The following is a 23,144-nucleotide window of genomic DNA, read 5'->3' on the forward strand; positions in this document are numbered from 1 at the left end:
AGCTGGAGCGCTGCCCGATTTCGCATTTTGCATTGTTCGTGTCTTTAGTGGACAAGGCATCTTGCCCAAGGTTCATCCTGGTGCATCAGCCCAGCACGCGCTCCAGCGCAAACAGTGCCGGTATCGCTTCGCGTTCCCGCACCAGCGTTACCTTGCCTTCATGCACCATCACTTCGGCGGCACGCGGACGGGTGTTGTAGTTCGAGCTCATCGACATGCCGTAGGCGCCGGCGGATTTGATCGCCAGCAGATCGCCCTCGGCCAGCGCCAAAGCCCGTTCGTGGCCGAGAAAATCGCCGCTTTCGCACACCGGGCCGACAATTTCATACACCGCGGTTGCGTCATCACGCGGATTCACCGGCACGATGGCATGATAAGCATCATATAAAGCCGGGCGCATCAGGTCGTTCATCGCCGCATCGACGATGGCGAAATTCTTCTCGGTGCCCTGTTTCAGGTATTCCACCCGCGTCAGCAGCACGCCGGCATTGCCCACCAGCGCCCGGCCCGGCTCCACCAGTATGGTCTGCTTGTGGCCTTCGAGTTTCTGCAGCAGCGCACCGAGATAATCCTGCACCAGCGGCGGGGTTTCATCCTGATAGCAGATCCCCAGACCGCCGCCCAAATCCAGATGGTGCAACTCGATACCTTCCAGCGCAAGCTGGTCCACCAGCGTTAGCACGCGGTCCAGCGCATCGGCGAACGGACGTGTCTCGGTCAGCTGCGAGCCGATATGACAGTCAATGCCGGTGACGTTCAGGTGCGGCAACGCCGCGGCCAGCCGGTACAGCCGCAATGCGTCTTCGTGCGCCACGCCGAATTTGTTGCCTTTCAGCCCGGTGGAGATATACGGATGGGTCTTCGCATCGACATCCGGATTGACGCGCAGACTGACCGGCGCGATCCGGCCCATCTCGCCCGCGACTTCGTTGAGCCGGTACAGCTCGCTCTCCGATTCCACGTTAAAGCACAAAATGCCATGCGCCAGCGCCAGCCGCATTTCGTCGCTGGTCTTGCCCACACCGGAAAACACCACCTTGCCCGCATCACCGCCCGCTGCCAGCACACGCTGCAGTTCGCCGCCGGAAACGATATCGAAACCCGCGCCGAGACGGGCAAAGGTGTTCAGTATCGCCAGCGAAGGGTTGGCCTTCACCGCATAACACACCAGATGCTTGCGCGCCTGCAAGGCCTGATCGAAGGCATTGAATGCCGTCACCAGCGTGGCATGATCGTAGACGTAACAGGGCGTGCCATAAGTTTCCGCAATATGGTTCAAATCTGCGGCATTAAAGGGAGATAAATCAGTCACATTCATGGTTGAGTCGCTTGCGTTTGAGTCGGTTTTTGAGGAAGATACAGTGCGCCTTTGGTGCCGCAGCCTGTCAGCGACAACAGCGCGGCGCACAAAATGGCCTGAATAATGTAAGTAAAAGCACGGCGTTGCATATCAATGTCTTTAATTAACGAACATGAGCGCAGTCTATCATGACAGAAACCGAATTTAACCAGCTTACCGACGAAACCTTCCGCCGAATCGAAACCGCCCTTGAAAACGCCGACGGCGATGTGGACTTCGAACTCGCCGCCGGCAACGTCCTCGAAATCGACTGCGGCCCCGGCGGCAAGATCATCGTCAACCGCCAGGCCGCCATGCATGAAATGTGGGTTGCCGCCAAATCGGGCGGCTTCCATTATCAATGGACAGACGACGCCTGGCGCAATTCGCGGGACGGGACCGAGTTGTTGAGCAGTTTGGCGCGGATGATAGAACAGCAGGGTGGGGGGCGGGTTGAGTTTGGATGAATGCGGCTTTGATTTATTTACATAGACACCGAACAGGCACCTAAATAACATTAGCTTTATCGAGGAAATATGAGCCTTACAGACATCCTAATGATCACTGCTACGGCACTCAGCCCTCTCATCGCAGTTCAAGTAACGCGATATTTAGATGACCGGAACGAAGAGCGTGGAAGAAAACTCCAAATCTTCAAAATTTTGATGGCTACGCGAGCATACACGCTCGCGCCATCCCACGTGGAAGCTCTCAATAGAATTGATCTTGAATTCTCATCCAAGCGCAGGCAAGAAAAAGCCGTTTTAGATATATGGCAGCAATACCTTGATCACCTAGGAAACAAAACCATGCAACCCGATGCATGGGCTGATAAACGTGTTGATTTGTTGGTTGACCTACTTCATGCAATGGGGCATGCGCTCGATTATGACTTCAACAAAACTCAAATCAAAAATGGCACATATGCGCCTGTCGCTCATGGACGAATCGAAGAAGAGCAAGAGAAAATACGTCAGTTCGCCATAGAATTGCTTGAAGGCAAACGCGTTCTACCAATGTATGTAACTAATTTTCCCAATCAAAATACACCCGACCAAAGCCCGTAGCCCGTAGCCCGTAGGATGGGTAGAGCAAAGCGAAACCCATCAATTGCCTAATTGTAGCAATGCAGAACCGCCAATGTTTTTCCTAAGCCGCTAAAATCTCGAATTCTGTAGCCTTGGCAACCGGACGCACATGCTTATTTTCCCTGTTGAGCTCCACAAAGCCATAACTCGCCAAGGTTTTCAGGGTTCTCGATAAATTGCTGGGTTTTCTCCCGGTCATTTCGGCCAGCACCTTCATGGATTCAGGTTTCGTTTCCTGAATCACATGCAACAGCGCACGGTTTTCATCACTCAAAACCTCAGCAACTGATTTGATGGAAGTAAACCATATCTTTGGTTCACTGCGTTTGGGTTTATATTCACCGCGCGCGATAGCCAAAACCCGTTCACGAATTTTTTCTTGCGACATAATGCCTATCGTTACCGCTTTCATTACTTTCATCCTTTTCTATGTGCCTCAAAAGCTCGTAGGATGGGTAGAGCAAAGCGAAACCCATCAATTCCCAACCCTCACCACCGCAACAGCACCTTCCCCAGCCACACTCCCAGCAACGCCACCACGATCATAGGCACATAATGCCACTCGATCACGTGCATGATGGAATTGGTCTGTTCCGACAACCTGAGCGTAATGGCACCAATGCTGAACGCTGCAAGCATGACCACGACGCCGGCAGAACGGCGATGGGTACTGGCGAGCCGGCGCATGCTGTAGAACATCCAGGCGGCGGGCAGCAGGGCGAGCACGGCGATGGTGAGTGAGCACTCGAAGCTGTGTACGGGCGGCGGGGCGGGGGGATTATCGGCCTGCCAGGCGAGGAAGATCACGCCGATGAACAGCACAAACATGACGATAGGTGCCAGCACCAGACGGCTGTGCTGGTACATGTCCGGGAACGCGAGCAGGGTGGCGCTCAGCGCGGTGGTAGCGACGATGCCGATCAGCAGCAATATCTCTGCGGCAAACAGGCCATTATGCAATGCCGCCAGCAAGTCCGGGCGCACACCGAGAATTACCAGCGACAGCGCAATATACACCGCCGCGACGCCCATCCATTTCAGCCACAGGCGCAACGGGCTGGGTGCCGATTGTACCTGCCCGGCATCCTGCACCAGGCTGGCTATGTGTTTTTCCATTGCGTTCATTTATCTGGTCAACTTCGCTCTCAAAATTTTATAGGCGCGAAAAGCTGCGACCTTTACTGCGGATTCCTGCATGCCTGTCTTTACCGCGACTTCCTTCGCGGTATAGCCGTCCTGATGCATCAGCTCCAGAATTATCGCCTGTTTCTCCGGCAACTGATTCACCTCTCCGCTTATTGATTCGTAGGTAAAATCGAAATTGGTTACATGTTCGGGCAAACTATTCTCGACTTCGGATAAGTCGGTCGCGTCCCTGAGCCGGTCGGCATAGTAGGTGCGCAAATAATCCTGCAGGCGAAAATTGGCGATGGCGAATACCCACGGCTTGTATGGGCGCTTGCCGTCGTAGGTGTGACGGGCTTTATGGATGGAGACGAGGATTTCCTGCAACAGGTCGTCGACATCGCTGGCGGTATTGAGGCGCTTTGCCAGATAGGGCCGGATGAAGCGCGAAGTTTCCCGCAACAGGTCGGCATAGGCGTGTTTGTCGCCTGCCAGCGCCTGCTGCATCAACATTTCCAGAGAAACGGTTTTTTCTGTCACGCCAGCCTCGACCAATTAAGCCGATTTCATTCTACCCGAATCTGCCTGCGCATTGCATTAACCGGAAAATGCGGGAAGTCCATTAAAGACACCAGCGACACCAAAATATTCAATGCAAATGCCGAGCCGTTACCCGAAAACAAAAATTTATTCGGGCTGTAACTTTTTTCCAGCGTGCCGCGAATCAATGAGTAACCGCGGTTGTGTTTACCGCACGTGAGGAAAGGACACAGCCATGCATACCCATATTCGTGCAAGCCTGCTGAGAAAACTCGGCAGGCTTGCAATAACCGCAATACTGGCAAGTGGCCCGGCCATGGCCGATGGCCAGACTCGCAGCCTGCCTGATCCGCTCAAGAATATTGCAGGCGCGACCTTGTCGAATCCGCAAACTGTCGTTCTGGCAGGCGGCTGTTTCTGGGTGTCGAAGGTGTGTTCAGACATGTCAAAGGTGTCGTCAGCGCCACCTCGGGCTATGCTGGCGGTCAGGCTGACACTGCCAGCTACTTTCAGGTCAGCCGGGGGAATACCGGTCATGCCGAATCGGTGAAAGTGGTATATGACCCCAAACAGATTTCCTACGGGCAATTGCTCAAGATTTTTTTCTCGGTAGTGCTCGACCCTACCGAGCTGAATTATCAGGGTCCGGATCACGGCACGCAATACCGTTCGGTGATTTTTGCGACCAATGATGCCCAGCGCCGAGTCGCGCTCGACTATATCAATCAGCTGCAAACCATGAAGCTGTACCCGGCGCCGATTGTGACTCAGGTCACCATGCTGCCTGCTTTCTATCCCGCCGAGACTTACCACCAGAACTATCTGGCGTTGCACCCGGATCAGCCCTATATCATGTACAACGATTTGCCCAAGCTGACCCATCTGCGCGAGCAGTTCCCGAAAGTCTATCAATGAGCCGCGCGGATATTGTTCACCCCTTGTGGCTGCGCATGACCCATTGGCTCAATGCGCTGGCGGTGGTGCTGATGGTAATGAGCGGCTGGAAAATCTACAACGCGTCGCCCATTTTCGCCTTCCGCTTTCCCGATGACATTACGCTTGGCGGCTGGCTGGGCGGCGCCTTGCTCTGGCATTTCTTTGCGATGTGGCTGCTGGTGGGCAATGGCATCATTTATCTGGCTACGAATCTGGCAACCGGCAGGCTCCGGCGCAAGTTCTTTCCAATCTCACCCAGAGCCGTGCTGGCTGATGTATTAGCGGCAGTGAAAGGCCGGCTCGCTCATACCGACCTGCGCCAGTACAACCAGCCGCAGAAACTCGCCTATCTGTTTATCGTTGTCGACGTAGCGCTGCTGGTACTGTCCGGGCTGGTGATATGGAAATCGGTGCAATTCCCGCTGCTGCGCGAGCTGATGGGCGGCTACGACAACGCACGCATCGTACATTTCTCGGCGATGTCGGCACTGGTGGCCGTGGTGACGGTGCATCTGGTCATGGTGGCATTGATACCGCGCACCTTGTTGTTAATGATCCGCGGCCGCTAAGGGAGAAGCCATGTTCAAACCGAAAAAGATCCGGTTACTCGACGAACCCGCCGTGGTTAAAGCCGCGCTGCAGGCTTTGCCGCAACCGTCGCGCCGCCTGTTCCTGCAACGGGGGCTGACGCTGGGCGGTCTGTCATTGCTGACCGGCTGCACACTGAGCGATGAAGGCTCCGTCGAGCAGGCATTGATGCGGGTGTCACAATTCAACGACAAGGTACAGGCCTGGCTATTCGACCCCAACAAGCTGGCGCCCGCTTACCCGGAATCGACGATTACCCGGCCGTTCCCGTTCAATGCCTATTACGGTATCGGAGATGTACCTGAGATAGACGGCAGTAGCTACCAGCTCGAACTCAGCGGCATGATCGCCGACCGGCGACCATGGACGCTGGCGCAACTGCACCAGCTGCCGCAAACCAGCCAGGTGACGCGCCATATCTGCGTGGAAGGCTGGAGCGCGATAGGCAAATGGGGCGGTGTGCCGTTCGCGACTTTCCTCAAGCGCATCGGCGCCGACCTGTCAGCCAAATATGTTGGCTTCAAATGCGCCGACGATTATTACACCAGCATCGACATGCCGACGGCGCTGCATGCGCAGACGCAGCTCACTCTGACTTACGACGGGCAGACACTGCCGGCGCAGTACGGCTACCCGATGAAATTGCGTATCCCCACCAAGCTGGGCTACAAGAATCCGAAACATATCCAAGCGATTTACGTGACTAACGTCTATCCCAGCGGCTATTGGGAAGACCAGGGTTACAACTGGTTCGGCGGCAGCTGAGCGTTCAGCGGCCCTGATATGCGGCAATATCGCCGCTTTTACTATGGAGAGAACTGATATGCGTAAATTATTTGCCACCCTGATTGCCGGCGGACTGTTATTGGCAGGTGCCCAGACTTTTGCCGACGACATGATGAAAAACGACAGCATGGACAAACCGGCCATGGCCAAAGACGAAATGAAGAAGGATAGCATGGCGCATGATGGTATGAAGGCGAAAAAATCTCATGCCAAAAAAGCCATGGACAAGGACGGGATGAAAAAGGACGATATGAGTAAAGACTCTATGGCAAAATAAAGAACGCGCCCGCCATCGACATTCCATAAAATATCGGTTGCGGGCTAAACTAGCCGGTTTATCCCGCTCCCACACACCCGCTTCAAATTTGGAAAAAACATGAACACAAAATCCACCCTCGCCCTCACGCTTGGCTCCGCTTTCATTGCAACGGCGGGCATGAACCCGGCCGCACAGGCCGCACAGAATCCTTTCGTGATGCAAACGCTGGACAAAGGCTACATGACGGCTGAAGCCGATACCGTCAAAAGCGGTAAGGCCGCGGAAATGAACTGCGGCGCGAGCATGAATATGGGCGGCAGCAAAAAAGCCATAGAGCAGAAGACGCCCAAAGCCGTCAGCGCCAAACCCGCTGTCGATAAAAAATCGGCCGAAGCCAAATGCGGTGCGGCCAAGTAATACGCTGATGTCCATTCCGCCCCTGCATGGGGCGGGGTTGGGCTTGCGGCGCGAGTTGTTGCCTGCGCTACGCTCGCATGTTCCTGATGCCATCGATTTTTTCGAGATCGCGCCGGAGAACTGGATGGATCTCGGCGGCAAGATGGGGCGCGATTTGCGCATGCTTACCGAGCGCCATGCGTTCGCATGCCACGGCTTGTCGCTGTCGCTGGGCGGGCCGATACCGCTGGACGAGGCGTTCTTGCTCCGCGTCAAAGGCTTTCTGCACGAGCATGGTATCGCGCTGTATACCGAACATCTGGCTTATTGCAGCGATGACGGTCATCTGTACGATTTGCTGCCGATCCCGTTTACCGCAGAAGCCGTGAGCTATGTGGCAAGGCGCATACGCCGCACGCAGGACATTCTGGAGCGCCGCATCGCGATAGAGAACGCGTCGTATTATGTGGCGGCGCCGATGGCCGACATGGACGAGCTGGGCTTTGTCTGCGCGGTAGCCGCCGAGGCCGACTGCGACCTGCATCTGGATGTGAATAACGTGTTTGTGAACAGTGTGAATCATGGTTTCGACCCGGCAGATTTCATCCGCCGGTTGCCCGCCGAGCGTGTAGTGTATATGCACACGGCGGGACATTACCGGCAAGCGCCCGATCTGCTCATCGACACTCACGGCGCGGCGGTCATCGAACCGGTCTGGGACTTGCTCGATATCGCCTATCAGCATTGCGGCCCGGTGCCGACCTTGCTGGAACGTGACTTCAATATCCCGCCGCTGATCGAGCTGGTCGGCGAAGTCGAACGCATCGCTACCCGCCAGCGCCATCATGACCATGCCCGCCGCCAAACTGCCTGAGCTTGCCGGCTGGCAACGCTATCAGCTCGACCTCGCGCGCCATATCCGCGACCCCGGGCAGCAACGCGGGCCACGCGGCGTCGACCGGCAGCGCCTGCAAATCTACCGCACTCTGGTATTTGACAAAATCGAAACCGCAGTAAGCGCTTGCTTTCCGGTATTGTCCGGCATCCTCGGCAAACGCAAATGGCGCAGGCTGGTACGGGAATTCCTTGCCGTGCACCGTTGCGCCACACCGTATTTACGCCAGATTCCCGACGAGTTTTTGCAGTTCCTGCAACGGGAATGGCAAACCGGCGCCGCTTATCCCGATTTCATGCTGGAGCTGGCGCATTACGAATGGATAGAGCTGGCGCTCTCGACCTCAACGGTTGACCAGGCTATGCCGGACTATGACCGGGACGGCGATTTGCTGGATGGCGTGCCGCTGCTGAATCCGGTGGCGGCGAATCTGACCTGCCGCTATCCGGTGCACCGGCTCAGCCGCAGATACCAGCCCGCGGCGGCTCCGGCGCAGCCGACGCATTTACTGGTATTCCGGAACGCAGCCGATGACATCCGTTTCAGTCTGCTCAACGCCGTCAGCGCCCGCCTGATCGAGCTGATCACGCCAGGCCGGCTCAGCGGCCGGGCGGTCCTGCAGCAACTCACCGCCGAGATCAGCCATCCGGCTCCGGATGCCCTGCTTGAATTCGGTCACGATCTGCTGCTGCAATTGCGAACACAGGGCTGCATTCTCGGTACCGTCGCGGCTGCCTGAGCGCTGCATTCCCTATCCGCCACCCGCAAGGTATGATGACCAAAACGCGAGGGGGCATATGTTTGATCACTATTTCAAATTTTTAAAACCAAAAAAACCGGAACCGACCGTCGTTACATCATCCGGGTCCGTGCAGCCAGCCGCACCGACGATCGAGCAGGTCATTCCGCTAATCAAGCCCAAATCAGGCATTGAATTGCTACAGCCGTTGAGCATCGACACGCAACATGTCGCGCAGGACCAGGTCGTCACCGATACGCTGGATATCGCGACACACGGCGCGCGCAACACCGGCAGTGAAATGCTCAAACGTTTTCTGGGACGGCAGCCTGTCCTCGACGCGACGCAACATATCATCGGCTATGAATTCAGCCTCAGAAACAGCATCGACACGCCGATCACGCCAACATTGCAGCAAATGCGCGACGAGATGCTGATCGCCAGCATGACCGACCTGAATCTGCAGTCGGTACCGGGCCACAAGCTGGCCTTTATCGGCATGGCGCCCGCGATGCTGGCCAGCGACTGGCTGGCGATGCTGCCCGCGCACAACATCGTGCTGGCCATTGATGGCACGCTGATTAGCGATATCGATGTGACACTGCAACACTGCCAGGCGCGTATCGCCGAGGGCTTCGTTATCGCCATCGACAATCCGGCCAACGCCGCTGATCTGGTATCGCTGTTAGCGCTGGCCAAATTCATACGCTTCGATGTTCACCAGTTCAATGCCATTGCATTGAGCAAGCATGTGATCGCGGCACTGCGTCATAGCCAGGCGACGCTGATTGCGCTGCAAGTCGAATCCGAAGACGATTTCGAAGCATGTCGTGCGCTGGCGTTCAACTGCTTTCAGGGCTACTACTTTACCCGGCGCCAGCCCGATGCGCCGCATCGTATCGACAGCAACCGCGCCCACGTGATCGAACTGCTCAATATGGTCATCAACCGCGCGGAAATTCCGGCACTGGAAACCGTACTCAAGCGCGATGCGATGCTGTCGTACAAGCTGCTCGCTTTCGTCAATTCGCCGGTCAACAGCCTGACCCGCAAGCTCGATTCGATCTCCCAGGTACTGATTCTGCTCGGTCATAACCAGTTCTACCGCTGGCTCACCTTGCTGCTGTTCAATAGCGGGCAACCGGATGCGCGCAGCCAGACCCTGCTGCAGAACGCACTGATCCGCGCGCGGCTGACCGAAATGCTGGGTACGGACCGGCCGGCTGCCGCCGATCGCGACGGCCTGTTTATTGTCGGCATATTCTCGCTGCTGGACGCGCTACTCAATCTGCCGATGGAACAGGCTGTCGCGCAACTCAACCTGTCCGACAAGCTGACGCAGGCTTTACTGCATGGACAGGGCATTTATGCACCCTATCTGCAACTGGCTATCGCCTGCGAAAACGGCAATCAGGCCGAAATCGGGCGCTTGCCGCCAATGCCAGGCTAAGTGTCGATGCGGTCAATCTGGCCCATGTAAAAGCCCTGATGTGGGCGGAAGAATTCGCCATTTAACTCAAAAAACAATACAATACTGGCAACTGCCAGATATTAAAAATTCCGTTTCATAAGCTGGAATCACAACCGGGTTAACCGAGACTGATTGCAACGCATCATCATTGACAAAGCCAAAAAATGACCCGTTCCTCATGCCATAGCAGGGATGATCTAACCAGCACAGACGGCATCAATGTCTGGCAAGCGCTGTTCGATTCAGTGACTGACCCCATTTTCGTCCATGATGCCGACATGCGCATCGTCCGCGCCAACCTTGCCTATGCACAATATGCCGGCATGCCGATCGGTGAGCTGCTGGGCAGGCCCTACTGGGAGGTGTTCCCGAAAAATGACGGGCCGATCACATCCTTCGTTCATGCCAGCGGGACGGGCGAGCAGAAAAATGGAGAATTCACGCTGAAAAGCGGCGAAACATTTACCTCGAGCGCCTTTCCGATAAAGGACGGCAGTGGGCAGATATGCTACTCGCTGCACATCATGAAGGACATTTCCAGTCATAAACGTTCGGAGATTGCATCGCAGCTGGGCGCCCAGGTGTTTCTGCACAGCACTGAAGGCATGATGGTCACCGATGCCAACAATACCATCCTCGCAATCAACCCCGCATTCACCCGGATCACCGGCTACAACGAGAGCGATATCATCGGCAAAACTCCGCGCATTCTGCATTCCGGACAACAGGATAAGGCTTTTTATCAGGCGATGTGGCGCGCCTTGACCAACGAAGGGCACTGGCGCGGCGAGATCCGTAACCGGCGCAAGGACGGCGAAATCTATACCGAGTCGCTAGTCATCAATACCATTTATAACCCGGACGGTACGGTAAGCCGGCGTATCGCGCTGTTTTCCAACATCACTGAAAAGAAGAAACTGGAAGAGCAGATCTGGCACCAGGCCAATTTCGACAGCCTGACCGGGCTGCCCAATCGCCGGCTATTCCATGACCGATTGACACAAGGCATCAAAAGAACACATCGGGAACATGCAAAACTGGCTCTCATCTTCCTTGATCTCGACCATTTCAAGGAAGTCAACGATGCGCTCGGCCATGACATGGGCGATACGCTGCTAAGCGAGGCCGCGCGGCGCATCACCTCGTGCGTACGCGAATCGGATACGGTCGCGCGCATGGGGGGAGACGAATTCACCATCATCCTGCCGTTACTGAACCATACCGGCGGTATCGACTACATTACCGAAAACATCCTCAAGCAACTGGCGGAACCGTTCGCCTTGGGCGCTGAACAGGCCTTTGTCACTGCAAGCATCGGCATCGCCCTGTACCCGGACGATGCCTCTGACATCGAATCGCTGATCAGCAAGGCTGATCAGGCGATGTACGCCGCCAAGAACCTGGGGCGCAACCGATCCTGTTATTTCACCAGCGCGTTGCAGGAAACCGCACAGAACCGCATGCGGCTGACCAGCGACTTGCGTGCAGCCCTGGCCGGAAGCCAGTTCCTCGTTTACTATCAACCCATCATCGAACTGGCGACCGGCAACGTCCACAAGGCCGAAGCGCTGATCCGCTGGCAGCACCCGGTACGGGGAGTCATTGCGCCGGATGAGTTTATTCCGCTGGCGGAAGAGACCGGCATGATCGTAACCATCGGCGACTGGGTATTCAAACAGGCTGCGTGCCAAGTCAAGCGTTTACGCGCACTGCACCATGCCGATTTCCAGATCAGCGTGAACGAGTCACTGGCACAGTTCCGCAGTGACGCCAGCCTTTTCAAAACCTGGTTCAGCCATTTTCACGAACTGGAGCTGGCCGAACCGGCGATCGTCATCGAGATCACCGAGAACCTGCTGATGGATAACAGCTCGGTCATCACCGACAAGCTGCTCGCGTTCCGCGATGCAGGCATTCAGGTCGCGCTGGATGATTTCGGTACCGGCTATTCAACGCTGTCCTATCTGAAAAAATTCCATATCGATTATCTCAAGATCGACCGCATGTTCGTCAATAATCTGGAGCAGAATGCCGATAATGTAGCGCTATGCGAGGCGATTATCGTGATGGCGCATAAACTCAGACTGAAAGTGATCGCGGAAGGCGTCGAAACCGAGGCGCAACGCAAGATACTGGCAGACGCAGGATGCGACTATGCTCAAGGCTATCTGTTCTCCAAACCGGTTCCCGCAGCCGAGCTGGAGGCATTCCTGCACATAGCGCCGGACCTTGATCTCGACCGTTCCGGAAACGCGCTGGCTTAATACACGTCCGGTTCGCTAAATATCGCATCGAAATCGACGACGTTATCCGCTACCGACATACCGCGTTCGGGAAGAAAGCCTTTGCCCGAAACCCGCAATTGCAGATGGCAGCGCCCGGGGAACTCCCCCAGTATCCAGTAAATCTCGGACGGATGCACCGGCATGCCGTTACGAACCAGATGCCGCACCAGCAGGCGCTCGCCATCGACCTTGACCAGCAAAGGCAGCGGCAGCCTGTGCGGCAGCAAATGCTGATGCACCACCCACTCGATAGGAGTAGGGCGGCGACCTGGCACCCGCCTTGCATCAATACGGAAATGCGCACCGCCACCGGCTTCCTTCATCAGTTCGCTGACCCAGCCTATGCTCAGGCCATCGTGGACGATAATGGTTTTGCCGGCAAATCGTGCTAAAAAGCGTTCGCGTAATACTGTGGGATTGGGACGGAATACCGCTATAATCTTATCTATCATGCTCAAAGTTAATATCCATGCAGCCAGTTTCAACTAACAACTCATCTGTCGGGGTGGTATCACCGCAAATCGCGCATTTCGATACAGCCCTCACACTGAAGAGCGGGGCGGTACTGCCGAGCTACGACCTCGTCTACGAGACCTACGGCACCCTCAATTCCGACCAAAGCAATGCTATTCTGGTATGTCACGCGCTGTCTGGCAACCACCACGTCGCCGGCCTGCATGCGCCCGAGGATAAAAAACCGGGCTGGTGGGACAACATGATCGGCCCCGGCAAACCGGTCGACACCAACCGCTTTTTTGTCATCGGCGTCAATAATCTGGGCGGCTGTCACGGTTCCACCGGCCCCGCATCGATCAATCCGACTACCGGACAGGCTTTTGGTTCAAGCTTTCCGCTGGTCACCGTGGAAGACTGGGTCGAATCGCAGGCCCTCCTGGCCGACCGCCTCGGCATCCGCCAATTTGCTGCGATCATGGGCGGCTCGCTCGGGGGTATGCAGGTATTGCACTGGAGCATCAGCTATCCGGAACGGGTGCGCAATTGCCTGGTGATCGCCTCGGCACCCAAGCTGACCGCACAGAATATCGCGTTCAATGACGTCGCGCGGCAGGCGATCCTGACCGACCCGGATTTTCACGGCGGCGATTTTTACGCGCATCATACTCACCCTCGCCGCGGTCTGCGGCTGGCGCGCATGCTGGGTCACATAACCTATCTGTCCGACGATGTGATGGGCAGCAAGTTCGGCCGTATTCTGCGCGGCAGCAGCTTCAACTACGGCTACGACGTCGAATTCGAGATCGAATCCTATCTGCGCTATCAGGGCGATAAATTTGCCGATTCGTTTGATGCCAACACCTATTTGCTGATGACCAAGGCGCTCGACTATTTCGACCCCACCCATCATCATCCGGAAGCGAGCCTGTCGGCTGCGCTCAAGCCTGCACTGGCGGATTTTCTGGTCATTTCGTTCACCACCGACTGGCGTTTCGCGCCGGAACGCTCGCGCGAGATCGTCAAGGCGTTGCTGGATAACGAGCGCAATGTGAGTTATGCGGAAATCGTCTCGGGCCACGGCCACGACGCGTTTCTGATGCCCGACGCGCACTATCATGCGCTGGTCCGCGCTTATATGGAAAGGGTGGCAACATGACCCGTCACGATTTTCAAATCATCTCCGACTGGATCCAGCCCAACGCCAGAGTGCTGGACCTGGGTTGCGGCGACGGCAATCTGTTGAAATACCTGCAAAACGCTCGCCAGGTGCGGGGCTACGGCGTCGAGCTGGCAGACAAGAATGTGCTGGCTTGCGTGCAGAACGGCGTCAATGTGATTCAGCGCGATCTGGAAGCGGGGCTGGCCGAATTCGCCTCGGATACCTTCGACTATGTCGTGCTGTCGCAGACATTGCAGGCCATGCACCATACCGAGGCCATCATGCGCGAGATGCTGCGGGTCGCCCGCGAAGGCATCGTCACTTTTCCCAATTTCGGCTACTGGAAAAACCGCGTGCAGGTGCTGCGCGGCAATATGCCGGTGTCGCCTGACATTCCGTACCAATGGTATAACACCCCCAACGTGCACCTGTGCACCATGCATGACTTTGAGGCGCTGTGCGACAAACTCAACATCCATATCCGCGAACGCATCGTGATGACGGGAGGGAAGCGGGTCAGCTTTTTACGCAATCTCACCGGCAGCCTTGCCTTTTACCGGTTTGAGCGTAACGGCTAGAACGAGCCTGACATGACTACGCCAGCCATCCGCCCCGAGTCGATCGACAACAAGCTGTATTTGCATGCTACCGGGGACTGGCGTTTGGCGCAGCTCGGGCCTGAACCACCCCAGTTCGCATCCGCACCCAGCGCAAAGGACAATTATCTGGATGGCGCCGGCATCACCAGCCTGGACACCAGCGGCGCGCTGACGCTGTTAAAGCTGCTCAATGAGCGCAATATCCCGCTCGACACGATCACGCTGAGCAATTTCTCCACGGCGCATCAAGCCATATTCGACCTGGTACGCCAGAATTTCACTGCCAGCCAGCAGCGCCAGCCGGCCCCCCGTCATCGTTTACTGGTGCAAGCAGGGCGCACGGCCAGTTCAGTGGGACTGCATCTGGCCGGCATGGTTAATTTCATCGGCATCATCTCGATCGAAGCGGCCAGTCTGCTGCGTCAGCCACAACGTTTCCGCGGCAAAGAGCTGGCCAATCAGATCGAAGCCATTTTCGTGTATGCGCTGCCATTGGCTTTTACCATGATGTTTTTGCTCGGTCTGGTGTTCGCTTATCTGCTGGGTATCCAGGCCAGGCAATACGGCGCCAATATCTTCGTGGTGGACGGATCTGCGCTCGCCATTTGCCGGGAACTGGCTCCGGTCATCGTCGCGATACTGGTGGCCGGCCGTTCCGGGGCGGCGATTACTGCACAGATCGGCACGATGAAAGTCTATGAAGAAATCGATGCGATCAGGGTACTGGGCCTATCGCCTTATACGGTGCTGGTGCTGCCGCGCCTACTGGCATTGCTGATTGCGTTGCCATTGCTGGTATTCGTCGGCGACATCGCCGGCCTGCTCGGCAGCATGCTCATTTCGGACCAGCAATTGAGCGTCACTCCGATCACGTTTATCAACCGCCTGGAACAGGTGCTGGAAACCAAAACCGTGGTCATCGGCCTGCTCAAGGCGCCGGTATTCGCAGCCTTTATCGGCGTCATTGCCTGCTATATGGGCTTCACCGTAGCGCGCGATGCCCGCAGCATAGGGCTGAATACGACATCGACCGTGGTGCAGAGCATCGTGGCGGTGATTCTGCTCGACGCGGTTTTCGCCATCACGCTGGTGAAACTGGGGATTTGACATGGCGGATACGCTCATCAAAGTCGATCAGGTCGTCACCCGCTTCGGTAGTAATACCGTGCATGATGGCGTCAGCCTGGAAGTCCCGCGCGGGGAGGTGGTCGCCATCATCGGCGGCAGCGGGACCGGGAAATCCGTCTTGCTGAAGGAAATCATCGGCTTGTTACGCCCACAAAGCGGCAACATCCATTTATTCGGCGAAGACATGCTCACGGCCAGCGAAGCCCAGTTGCAGCAGCTGCGTCAGCGCTTCGGCATGCTGTTTCAGGACGGCGCGCTGTTTTCCTCGCTCAACGTCGAGCAAAATGCCGCCACGCCATTGCTGGAGCACACCCGCCTGCCCAAGGCGGTATGCTTGCAGCTTGCCCGGCTGAAACTGGCCATGGTCGGCTTGCCTGCTTCCGCCGCGACCAAAATGCCCAGCGAACTTTCCGGCGGCATGCGCAAGCGTGCAGCGCTGGCGCGCGCATTGGCGCTCGACCCTGAATTATTATGCCTGGATGAACCGACTTCCGGGCTGGATCCGATCTCGGCACGCGATTTTGATCACCTGATCCGCACGCTGGCCGACAATCTGGGCTTGACCATATTATTGATTACCCACGATTTGAATACATTACTATCCATCGTCGATCGGGCCATCGTGTTGTCGGGGGGCAAGGTATTGGGCTCGGGCACCGTTGATGAAATTCGGCAGATAAACGATCCCTGGCTGCATGAGTATTTTTCCTCGTGCACCACTCTGGAGATAGCTCATGGAAACTGAAGCACGCTATGCATTCGTCGGCAGCATGGTATTACTGTTCACGCTGCTGCTCATCGCCAGCCTGGTGTGGGTAATGGGCGGGGCGGACAGGATATCCTACCGGCACTATACGATTTATTTCCACCATCAGTCCATGGATGGCCTCGACGTCAACAGTGCCGTCAAGTTGCGCGGCGTGAAAGCGGGCGTCGTTACCGACTATACCTTTGTCGCAGGGAACAAGGAAGCAGTGCGGGTCAACATCAAGCTCGATGAAGCCACTCCGATTCACACCAATAGCCGAGCCTACATCAAACGTAACATCGTGACCGGTCTCGCCACCGTGGAAATCAGCAATCCGGATGCCACCAGCCCGCGGCTGACCGAGATACCCGATGGGGAAAAATACCCCGTCATCGCCGAAGGCAGCTCGGATCTGGACAAGGTCACTACCGACCTCTCGCAGATGGCGCAAAACGGTGCACAACTGCTGAACAAGATAAATACTTTACTGTCCGATGACAACCGGACCGCGATCACTGTCACCTTGCATAATCTGCAGACGCTTTCAACCCAATTAGTAAATAACAAACAAGAATTTGAGCGCGCCATACAGAGTTTCCAGAATGCGGCCGATGCGGTGCGGTCGAGTGCAGCCAATTTCAATCAGACCACTTCGCATCTGGATAACAACATACAGCTGCTCAGCGACAATGCCAACGGCACACTGACCCAGGCCACTGCGACATTAAGCGATATGCGGCAGCAATCGGTGATCATCTCGCGGCAATTGCAGATACTGACGAATACGGCCAATTATCAGATCAACCAGATAAGCCGCGATATCCACGACAGTACCAATACCATTACCACCGCCGGTCAACGTCTGGCCAATCCGCGCGAGCTGATTTTTGGCGCAGGCAAAACAGAATCCGCACCCGGAGAATGAACATGAGAATATGGTTAATTATGCTTTTGGGCGCGCTGCTCGGCGGCTGCGTCAATCTTGGCGATTCCAAGGGCGCGTCCAGCGTGATTTATGTATTGGCGGATACCCCTGCGGCTACGCCCCGTTCCGGTCCGGCGCTACCTTATACCCTGTTGATCGAGCCCACCCATACCAGCGCTTATGACAATAATATCTCGCTGGTCTACAGCCGCACACCCGATACGCGCGGACATTATAAATACGCCCGCTGGAGCGAGCGTCCCAGCGTCAGGTTGAGCGAGCTGCTGTTTAATCGGCTGTCCGGCGCCAATCTGTATGCCACTGTGGCCGACAGCAACAGCGATATCATCGCTGACCGCCGGCTGGCTACGGAATTAATATCGTTTTATCACGATGCCTCGACGGATCCGGGGCATGTCCATGTGGCGCTGCGCGCCGAACTGTTCGACACCTTGCATCGTCGCCTCATCGCCCGTCGCCTGTTCGAGGAAGACATCCCCGCCAAGAGCTATAACGCAGCAGGCGCGGCGGCGGCATTCAATCTCGCCACTCAGGCACTGCTCGACAACATCGACGCCTGGCTGAGTACGGCAGATACCCAGCCTTCAGCCGCGCATAGCCAGTAGTTTCGCTACCCGCTCTTCGGTGGTGGGGTGAGTGCGGAACAGGTTCTTCACACCATCTGCCGTGAGCGGATTGATTATCATCATTTGTGCTGTTTCCGGATGCATCTCGGCGGTCTGCATCGGGATGCCATGCGCGTAAGTTTCGATTTTGCGCAACGCGTCGGCTAGCGCCACCGGATCGCCGGAAATGGCAGCACCGCCGGCATCCGCGCCGAATTCACGCGAGCGGGAAATCGCCATCTGGATAACCATGGCGGCCAGCGGCGCGACGATCATGATGAGAATGGCAACGACAGGATGTACGTTGCGTTCGCTATCGCTATTGCCGCCGCCAAACAGCATGCCGAACTGCGCGATGGCGGAGATCGCTCCCGCAACCGTAGCCGACATGGTGGAAATCAGGATGTCGCGATGCTTGACGTGAGCCAGTTCATGCGCCATCACGCCGCGCAATTCACGCGGACTCAGCATGCGGATAATCCCGGTGGTGGCCGCTACCGCCGCATGTTCCGGATTGCGCCCGGTGGCGAAGGCGTTGGGCTGGGCTTCATCGATGATATAGACCTTGGGCATGGGCAGGCCGGCGCGCTGCGCGAGTTCCGCGATCATCGCGTAAAACTCCGGGGCGCTGTTCGCGTCGACTTCCTGCGCGTTATACATCTTCAACACCATCTTGTCGGAGAACCAGTACGCGTAAACATTCATCGCACCGGCAAACAGCAGTGCGATCATCATGCCGTTTTTACCTCCCAGCAGCATGCCGACCGTGGCGAACAGCACCACTATCCCTGCCATCAGGATGGTCGTCTTGAACCAGTTTTCCAACATGGCTTAATCTCCAAAAATCATTTAAGTATCAGTTAGATGGGGTGTCTGCGCAAAAATTCAATCCCGCCGCCAGCGGATGGCCGGCCAGCAACTGGGCGGCAGTCTGACGCTTTCCACCAGCCATTTGCAGCTCGGTAATGCACAGCGCGTCCCGTCCGCAGGCAACGACTATGCCGTCGTCGCTGGCGGCCAAAACCTCGCCGGGTTGCCCACTGCCCACTTGCACGTGCGCTTGCCAGATTTTCAGCGGCTGGCCCAGCCACAGGACAAATGCGCCGGGCGCAGGATTAAAAGCGCGGATATTGCGCTCCAGTTGCGGCGCGTCCAGCATGAAATCGAGCCGCGCTTCGGCCTTGCTGATCTTGGCGGCGTAAGTCACGCCGGCCTCGGGCTGCGGCTGGGGCGCAAGCGTGCCCGCACTTGCGGCAGCCAGTGCTGCAACCGCCATCTCGCCGCCCAATACCGCCAGCTTGTCATGCAGGCTGCCGGTCGTGTCATTCGCGGCGACAGGGATAGCTTGCCGCAACAACATCGCGCCGGTATCCAAACCGGCATCCATTTGCATGATGGTGATGCCGGTTTCGCTATCGCCCGACTGTATCGCGCGATGTATCGGCGCTGCGCCGCGCCAGCGCGGCAGCAGCGAAGCATGGATATTGAGGCAACCGTGGCGCGGCATGTCCAATACCGTCTGCGGCAGGATCAGCCCGTACGCTGCTACCACCATGACATCCGCCGTCAGCGCCCGCAACTCATCCTGAATTGCAGCGGTCCTAAGACTGTCGGGTTGCAGAACCGGCACCCCCAGGCGCAACGCTTCCTGCTTGACGGCGCTCGGCATCAGCTTCATGCCACGTCCGGAGGGGCGGTCCGGCTGAGTCAATACGGCCGCAACAGTATGTCCGGCAGCATGCAGGGCGGTGAGGGCGACGCGGGCAAATTCGGGCGTGCCGGCAAAGATGATGCGCATGGGTTCTACCCTGAAAATGACGTTGAAATTTGTTAGCTGCAAATACCGGGAGCGACCGACTAATCGGCCCGCATGAATGCTACATGGTTTCCAGCACGCGTTTTTTGAGCTTGTTCTTGATCCGGCTCTGCTTCAGTGTCGACAGATACTGCACGAACACTTTGCCTATCAGATGGTCCATTTCGTGCTGCACGCATACCGCCATCAGGCCTTCGGCTTCCAGCGTAAAGGGCTTGCCGTCGGCATCCAGCGCCTGCACAGTGACCTTTTCGGCACGGGTGACCTTGTCGTAAATGCCGGGCACGGAAAGGCAGCCTTCCTCATGGATCGCAATGCCATCGGCGCTGACGATGCTCGGATTGATGAAGACCCGCAAATCGTTGCGTTCTTCCGAAATGTCGATCACCAGCACCTGCAAATGCACATCCACCTGCGTTGCCGCCAGACCGATGCCGGGTGCGGCATACATGGTCTCAGCCATGTCGGCCACCAGTTTGCGTATGCGGTCATCCATCTTGACTACCGGTTTGGCAACCGTGTACAAACGCGGGTCGGGATATCGAAGTATTGTCAATTTGGCCATTTAACTTGCCTACACAAGTGATTACATGCAGAATTTAAATAAAATATCAGATATTATACGGTGGTTGTTACAATAGAAGCTAAATCATAAATCGGTACGAGGGGGGCTTAATGCATAAATTCACTATCTCTTTATTATTGGCTAGTTTGATAAGCTTATCAAGCTACGCTGATGAATTGCGTTTGCAAGACAATGCACCCACTCGTTACACCGTCGTCAAGGGCGATACTCTCTGGGATATTTCCGGCAGATTCCTCAAGGACCCATGGAAATGGCCACAAATCTGGCGCATGAACAAAGCGGAAATCAAGAACCCTCACTGGATTTATCCCGGCGATGTGGTGGTACTGGACAGAAGTGGCGCCCATCCCAGACTTTCGCTGATCAAATCCGCTAGCGGCCACACAGTCAAACTCTCCCCCAGAATCCGTGGCACCGCGATTGACGATACCGGTATCCCGCCCATCCCGGCTTCAGCCATCAATGCCTTTATCAGCCAGCCTTTTGTCATGGAAAAAGGCGCGCTGGACAAAGCACCGCGGGTACTGAGCGCGGAAGAAGACCGCATGGAACTGGGTGCAGGCGATCACGCCTACGCCACCAACGACAACACCAATACGACCAACTGGAAGATACTGCGCCCCGGCAAAGCGCTGATCGACCCTGACAGCAAGGAAGTGCTGGGCTATGAAGTCGAATATCTGGGCGAAGCCCGCACCGTCGTTCCCGGCGATCCGCAACGCGTCCTGATTACCGCTGCATCCCAGGAAATTGAGGCCAATGACCGGCTCAAATCCGCCGATGAGAATTACTCGTTCCGCTATGTTCCCCATGCGCCAAGCCAGCCTGTCAACGGCAAGGTTATTTCCGCTTATGGCGGCCTGGCTGAAGCCGGGCAATATGCGACCGTCGTCATCAACAAGGGCGCACGTGACGGCATGGAAGAAGGCGACGTACTCGCGGTTTACCGCAACGGCGGCAAAGCCGACGGCATTACGCTGCCTGACTCGCGCTCCGGTTTAATCATGGTCTATCGCGTATTCGATAAAGTCTCGTACGCGCTGGTGATGCAGACCACTCGTCCGGTTAACCTGCTGGATTTCGTACGCAACCCATGATCCCAGAAACCGCAATTGCATCCCGATGAACGCAACGCTTGGCTCGGACTCGCTCTCACTCCCGGGCTAAGCGCCAAACAATACCGGGCGTTGCTTGCCGCGCTCGGCGGCCCCGAACAAATCTACGCAGCCAGCGTCAGCACGCTCAAGCTGCATATACCTGCCGCTGTAGCCCAGCTCATCGCGCAAGGCCTTGATACAGACCGTATCGCGCCTACCCTGGGTTGGCTTGACCAGGCCGACAACCATCTGGTTACGCTAGCCGATGCCGATTATCCGCAACGCCTGCTCGAAATCACTGATCCGCCGCCGCTGCTCTATGTCAAAGGGCATCGCACCCTATTGAACAACCCCGGGCTGGCCATCGTCGGCAGCCGCAACACCACCCCCCAGGGCGCGCTCAATGCCGAAAATTTTGCACACAGTCTGGCCGATGCCGGACTGACCATCGTCAGCGGTCTGGCGCTGGGCGCGGATACCGCAGCCCATCAGGGCGGACTCAAAGGCGCCGCAAGCACGATCGCGGTCGTCGGCACCGGACTTGATATCGTCTATCCGGCCCGCAACAAGGCGCTCGCGCACCGCATCGTGGAACAGGGCGTAATCATTTCCGAATTTTCGCTCGGCACGCCGTCGATTGCATCCAACTTCCCGCGACGCAATCGCATTATCAGCGGCATGAGCCTGGGCTGTCTGGTGGTTGAGGCTGCATTGCAAAGCGGCTCGCTGATTACCGCGCGACTGGCCGTGGAATACGGACGGGAAGTGTTCGCTATTCCCGGCTCGATACACTCCCCGGTGGCACGCGGTTGTCACTATTTAATCAGGCAAGGCGCAAAACTGGTCGAATCGGCGCAGGATATTCTGGATGAACTGCGTTGGCAAACCCCGGCGACACCGCATCAGGTTGCCGCCCCGCAAGATGATCCGCTGTTGTCAGCGATGGGATTCGACGCGCTGCATCTGGACACGCTAATCGCACGCAGCGGGTTGACGGCGGAAACGCTTTCCGCCATGCTGTTGGAAAGAGAGTTAATGGGGCAAGTGGCGACCCTGCCCGGCGGATTATACCAACGTATTGTTTGATAAAGATAATGTTTGAGATACTGATTTTTCTATTTGAGAATTACCCGCAAATCGAGCTAGCCCCGGATCGTGACGCGTTGACGATCAAACTGCACGCGGCCGGATTCAATGGTGACGAAATCGACCAGGCGCTGGACTGGTTCTCGGATCTGGGCACGCTGAATTCATCGCAGTACCCGGCCAGTCTGGCGGATCACCACGCCATCCGGATATATGCCGCAGATGAGCTGAAACGTTTTGATGCGGCAAGCCGCGGCTTCCTGTTGTTTCTGGAACACGCCGGCCTGCTCAACCCGTTACAGCGCGAATGGATCATTGACCGCGTTCTGGCACTCGACGAAGACGAAGTCAGTCTGGAAAAGATCAAATGGATCGCCCTTATGGTATTGTGGAGTCAGAACCCCAATCAGGATTATTTATTATTGGAAGACATGCTGTTTAATGACGGTACCGGTCTTTCCATTCACTAAG

The 23,144-nt window shown here is 56.6% G+C and carries 29 protein-coding genes; 20 read left to right on the plus strand and 9 right to left on the minus strand.

What is annotated here, in order from left to right; genetic code table 11:
- Positions 1–85: 85 nt before the first annotated feature.
- Together lysA and CAP31_RS15255 are read right to left on the minus strand one after the other, a co-directional pair.
- Positions 86–1,318 (minus strand): diaminopimelate decarboxylase, encoded by a 1,233-nt coding sequence (gene lysA, locus CAP31_RS00510; RefSeq protein ID WP_087445737.1) that lies wholly within the window; start codon positions 1,316–1,318, stop codon positions 86–88.
- Complete coding sequence (locus tag CAP31_RS15255; RefSeq protein WP_124949766.1) at positions 1,315–1,449, minus strand: lipoprotein; 135 nt, start codon at positions 1,447–1,449, stop codon at positions 1,315–1,317. The genes lysA and CAP31_RS15255 overlap by 4 nt, the downstream gene beginning before the upstream one ends.
- Positions 1,450–1,488: 39 nt before the next feature.
- Here CAP31_RS15255 and cyaY point away from each other — a divergent pair, with 39 nt between their 5' ends.
- Both cyaY and CAP31_RS00520 read left to right on the plus strand, forming a co-directional pair.
- Positions 1,489–1,806, plus strand: coding sequence for an iron donor protein CyaY (gene cyaY / locus CAP31_RS00515; RefSeq protein WP_087445738.1), 318 nt, complete (start codon positions 1,489–1,491; stop codon positions 1,804–1,806).
- Positions 1,807–1,875: 69 nt separating this feature from the next.
- A complete protein-coding gene (locus CAP31_RS00520) occupies positions 1,876–2,406 on the plus strand; it encodes a DUF6680 family protein (RefSeq protein WP_087445739.1) in 531 nt (176 codons plus the stop codon).
- Between the two features lie 82 nt (positions 2,407–2,488).
- Here the strand turns inward: CAP31_RS00520 and CAP31_RS00525 are convergent, their stop codons facing one another.
- From CAP31_RS00525 to CAP31_RS00535, 3 genes are all read right to left on the minus strand, one after another.
- Entirely contained in the window at positions 2,489–2,839 is a 351-nt protein-coding gene (locus CAP31_RS00525; protein ID WP_087445740.1) for a transcriptional regulator, read from the minus strand.
- A 77-nt stretch (positions 2,840–2,916) separates the two neighbouring features.
- Positions 2,917–3,543: a DUF1109 domain-containing protein gene (locus tag CAP31_RS00530; protein ID WP_223247310.1), complete on the minus strand. Its 627-nt coding sequence runs from the start codon at positions 3,541–3,543 to the stop codon at positions 2,917–2,919.
- A 9-nt stretch (positions 3,544–3,552) separates the two neighbouring features.
- Positions 3,553–4,092 (minus strand): sigma-70 family RNA polymerase sigma factor, encoded by a 540-nt coding sequence (locus CAP31_RS00535; RefSeq protein WP_087448189.1) that lies wholly within the window; start codon positions 4,090–4,092, stop codon positions 3,553–3,555.
- A gap of 432 nt (positions 4,093–4,524) precedes the next feature.
- Between CAP31_RS00535 and msrA the strand changes: the two genes are divergently transcribed.
- The 9 genes from msrA (at position 4,525) to CAP31_RS00580 (ending at position 12,426) form a co-directional block, all read left to right on the plus strand.
- On the plus strand, positions 4,525–5,007 hold the full coding sequence (msrA, locus tag CAP31_RS00540; RefSeq protein ID WP_255377119.1) for a peptide-methionine (S)-S-oxide reductase MsrA: 483 nt from the start codon (positions 4,525–4,527) through the stop codon (positions 5,005–5,007).
- On the plus strand, positions 5,004–5,597 hold the full coding sequence (locus CAP31_RS00545) for a cytochrome b/b6 domain-containing protein (RefSeq protein WP_087445742.1): 594 nt from the start codon (positions 5,004–5,006) through the stop codon (positions 5,595–5,597). The genes msrA and CAP31_RS00545 overlap by 4 nt, the downstream gene beginning before the upstream one ends.
- 10 nt (positions 5,598–5,607) lie before the next feature.
- Positions 5,608–6,381 carry a molybdopterin-dependent oxidoreductase gene (locus CAP31_RS00550; RefSeq protein ID WP_087445743.1) on the plus strand — a complete coding sequence of 258 codons (774 nt, stop codon included), beginning with the start codon at positions 5,608–5,610 and terminating at the stop codon, positions 6,379–6,381.
- A gap of 58 nt (positions 6,382–6,439) precedes the next feature.
- Positions 6,440–6,679: a pentapeptide MXKDX repeat protein gene (locus CAP31_RS00555; protein ID WP_087445744.1), complete on the plus strand. Its 240-nt coding sequence runs from the start codon at positions 6,440–6,442 to the stop codon at positions 6,677–6,679.
- A 99-nt stretch (positions 6,680–6,778) separates the two neighbouring features.
- The gene (locus tag CAP31_RS00560) at positions 6,779–7,078 is read left to right on the plus strand and encodes a hypothetical protein (protein WP_087445745.1); all 300 of its coding nucleotides are present in this window, start codon (positions 6,779–6,781) and stop codon (positions 7,076–7,078) included.
- 7 nt (positions 7,079–7,085) lie between these two features.
- On the plus strand, positions 7,086–7,931 hold the full coding sequence (locus CAP31_RS00565) for a DUF692 domain-containing protein (RefSeq protein WP_087445746.1): 846 nt from the start codon (positions 7,086–7,088) through the stop codon (positions 7,929–7,931).
- Positions 7,903–8,691: a DUF2063 domain-containing protein gene (locus CAP31_RS00570; RefSeq protein ID WP_087445747.1), complete on the plus strand. Its 789-nt coding sequence runs from the start codon at positions 7,903–7,905 to the stop codon at positions 8,689–8,691. The genes CAP31_RS00565 and CAP31_RS00570 overlap by 29 nt, the downstream gene beginning before the upstream one ends.
- A 130-nt stretch (positions 8,692–8,821) precedes the next feature.
- Positions 8,822–10,141, plus strand: coding sequence for an EAL and HDOD domain-containing protein (locus CAP31_RS00575; protein ID WP_189836625.1), 1,320 nt, complete (start codon positions 8,822–8,824; stop codon positions 10,139–10,141).
- 185 nt (positions 10,142–10,326) lie between these two features.
- Positions 10,327–12,426: a bifunctional diguanylate cyclase/phosphodiesterase gene (locus CAP31_RS00580; protein ID WP_087445749.1), complete on the plus strand. Its 2,100-nt coding sequence runs from the start codon at positions 10,327–10,329 to the stop codon at positions 12,424–12,426.
- Here CAP31_RS00580 and CAP31_RS00585 read toward each other — a convergent pair.
- On the minus strand, positions 12,423–12,899 hold the full coding sequence (locus CAP31_RS00585; RefSeq protein WP_087445750.1) for a hypothetical protein: 477 nt from the start codon (positions 12,897–12,899) through the stop codon (positions 12,423–12,425). The genes CAP31_RS00580 and CAP31_RS00585 overlap by 4 nt on opposite strands.
- A gap of 17 nt (positions 12,900–12,916) precedes the next feature.
- Here CAP31_RS00585 and CAP31_RS00590 point away from each other — a divergent pair, with 17 nt between their 5' ends.
- The 6 genes from CAP31_RS00590 to CAP31_RS00615 are packed head-to-tail and all read left to right on the plus strand — an operon-like array spanning position 12,917 to position 18,088.
- Positions 12,917–14,059, plus strand: coding sequence for a homoserine O-acetyltransferase (locus CAP31_RS00590; protein WP_087445751.1), 1,143 nt, complete (start codon positions 12,917–12,919; stop codon positions 14,057–14,059).
- Positions 14,056–14,640 (plus strand): methionine biosynthesis protein MetW, encoded by a 585-nt coding sequence (metW, locus tag CAP31_RS00595; protein WP_087445752.1) that lies wholly within the window; start codon positions 14,056–14,058, stop codon positions 14,638–14,640. Before CAP31_RS00590 ends, metW begins: the two co-directional genes overlap by 4 nt.
- A gap of 12 nt (positions 14,641–14,652) precedes the next feature.
- Positions 14,653–15,768, plus strand: a complete 1,116-nt coding sequence (locus CAP31_RS00600; RefSeq protein ID WP_087445753.1) for an ABC transporter permease — start codon at positions 14,653–14,655, stop codon at positions 15,766–15,768.
- Between the two features lies 1 nt (position 15,769).
- Entirely contained in the window at positions 15,770–16,534 is a 765-nt protein-coding gene (locus CAP31_RS00605; RefSeq protein ID WP_087445754.1) for an ABC transporter ATP-binding protein, read from the plus strand.
- Entirely contained in the window at positions 16,524–17,462 is a 939-nt protein-coding gene (locus CAP31_RS00610) for an MlaD family protein (RefSeq protein ID WP_087445755.1), read from the plus strand. The genes CAP31_RS00605 and CAP31_RS00610 overlap by 11 nt, the downstream gene beginning before the upstream one ends.
- Before the next feature lie 2 nt (positions 17,463–17,464).
- Positions 17,465–18,088 carry an ABC-type transport auxiliary lipoprotein family protein gene (locus CAP31_RS00615; protein WP_157662614.1) on the plus strand — a complete coding sequence of 208 codons (624 nt, stop codon included), beginning with the start codon at positions 17,465–17,467 and terminating at the stop codon, positions 18,086–18,088.
- On the opposite strand, the gene htpX is transcribed toward CAP31_RS00615, so the two are convergent.
- From htpX to def, 3 genes are all read right to left on the minus strand, one after another.
- The gene (gene htpX / locus CAP31_RS00620) at positions 18,068–18,916 is read right to left on the minus strand and encodes a zinc metalloprotease HtpX (RefSeq protein WP_087445757.1); all 849 of its coding nucleotides are present in this window, start codon (positions 18,914–18,916) and stop codon (positions 18,068–18,070) included. The two genes, CAP31_RS00615 and htpX, sit on opposite strands and share 21 nt — an antisense overlap.
- Before the next feature lie 28 nt (positions 18,917–18,944).
- On the minus strand, positions 18,945–19,886 hold the full coding sequence (gene fmt / locus CAP31_RS00625) for a methionyl-tRNA formyltransferase (protein ID WP_087445758.1): 942 nt from the start codon (positions 19,884–19,886) through the stop codon (positions 18,945–18,947).
- A 79-nt stretch (positions 19,887–19,965) separates the two neighbouring features.
- Positions 19,966–20,469 (minus strand): peptide deformylase, encoded by a 504-nt coding sequence (gene def, locus CAP31_RS00630; RefSeq protein WP_087445759.1) that lies wholly within the window; start codon positions 20,467–20,469, stop codon positions 19,966–19,968.
- A gap of 110 nt (positions 20,470–20,579) precedes the next feature.
- Between def and CAP31_RS00635 the strand changes: the two genes are divergently transcribed.
- Genes CAP31_RS00635 through CAP31_RS00645 form a run of 3 tightly spaced genes read left to right on the plus strand, consistent with a single transcriptional unit; the run spans position 20,580 to position 23,143 of the window.
- On the plus strand, positions 20,580–21,587 hold the full coding sequence (locus tag CAP31_RS00635; RefSeq protein ID WP_087445760.1) for a LysM peptidoglycan-binding domain-containing protein: 1,008 nt from the start codon (positions 20,580–20,582) through the stop codon (positions 21,585–21,587).
- 15 nt (positions 21,588–21,602) lie between these two features.
- Positions 21,603–22,673 carry a DNA-processing protein DprA gene (dprA, locus tag CAP31_RS00640; RefSeq protein WP_223247311.1) on the plus strand — a complete coding sequence of 357 codons (1,071 nt, stop codon included), beginning with the start codon at positions 21,603–21,605 and terminating at the stop codon, positions 22,671–22,673.
- Positions 22,674–22,681: 8 nt separating this feature from the next.
- On the plus strand, positions 22,682–23,143 hold the full coding sequence (locus tag CAP31_RS00645) for a DUF494 family protein (RefSeq protein ID WP_087445762.1): 462 nt from the start codon (positions 22,682–22,684) through the stop codon (positions 23,141–23,143).
- The last annotated feature ends 1 nt before the right edge of the window (position 23,144 follow it).

The sequence above is a fragment of the Sulfuriferula sp. AH1 genome (assembly GCF_002162035.1).
GTDB lineage: Bacteria > Pseudomonadota > Gammaproteobacteria > Burkholderiales > Sulfuriferulaceae > Sulfuriferula.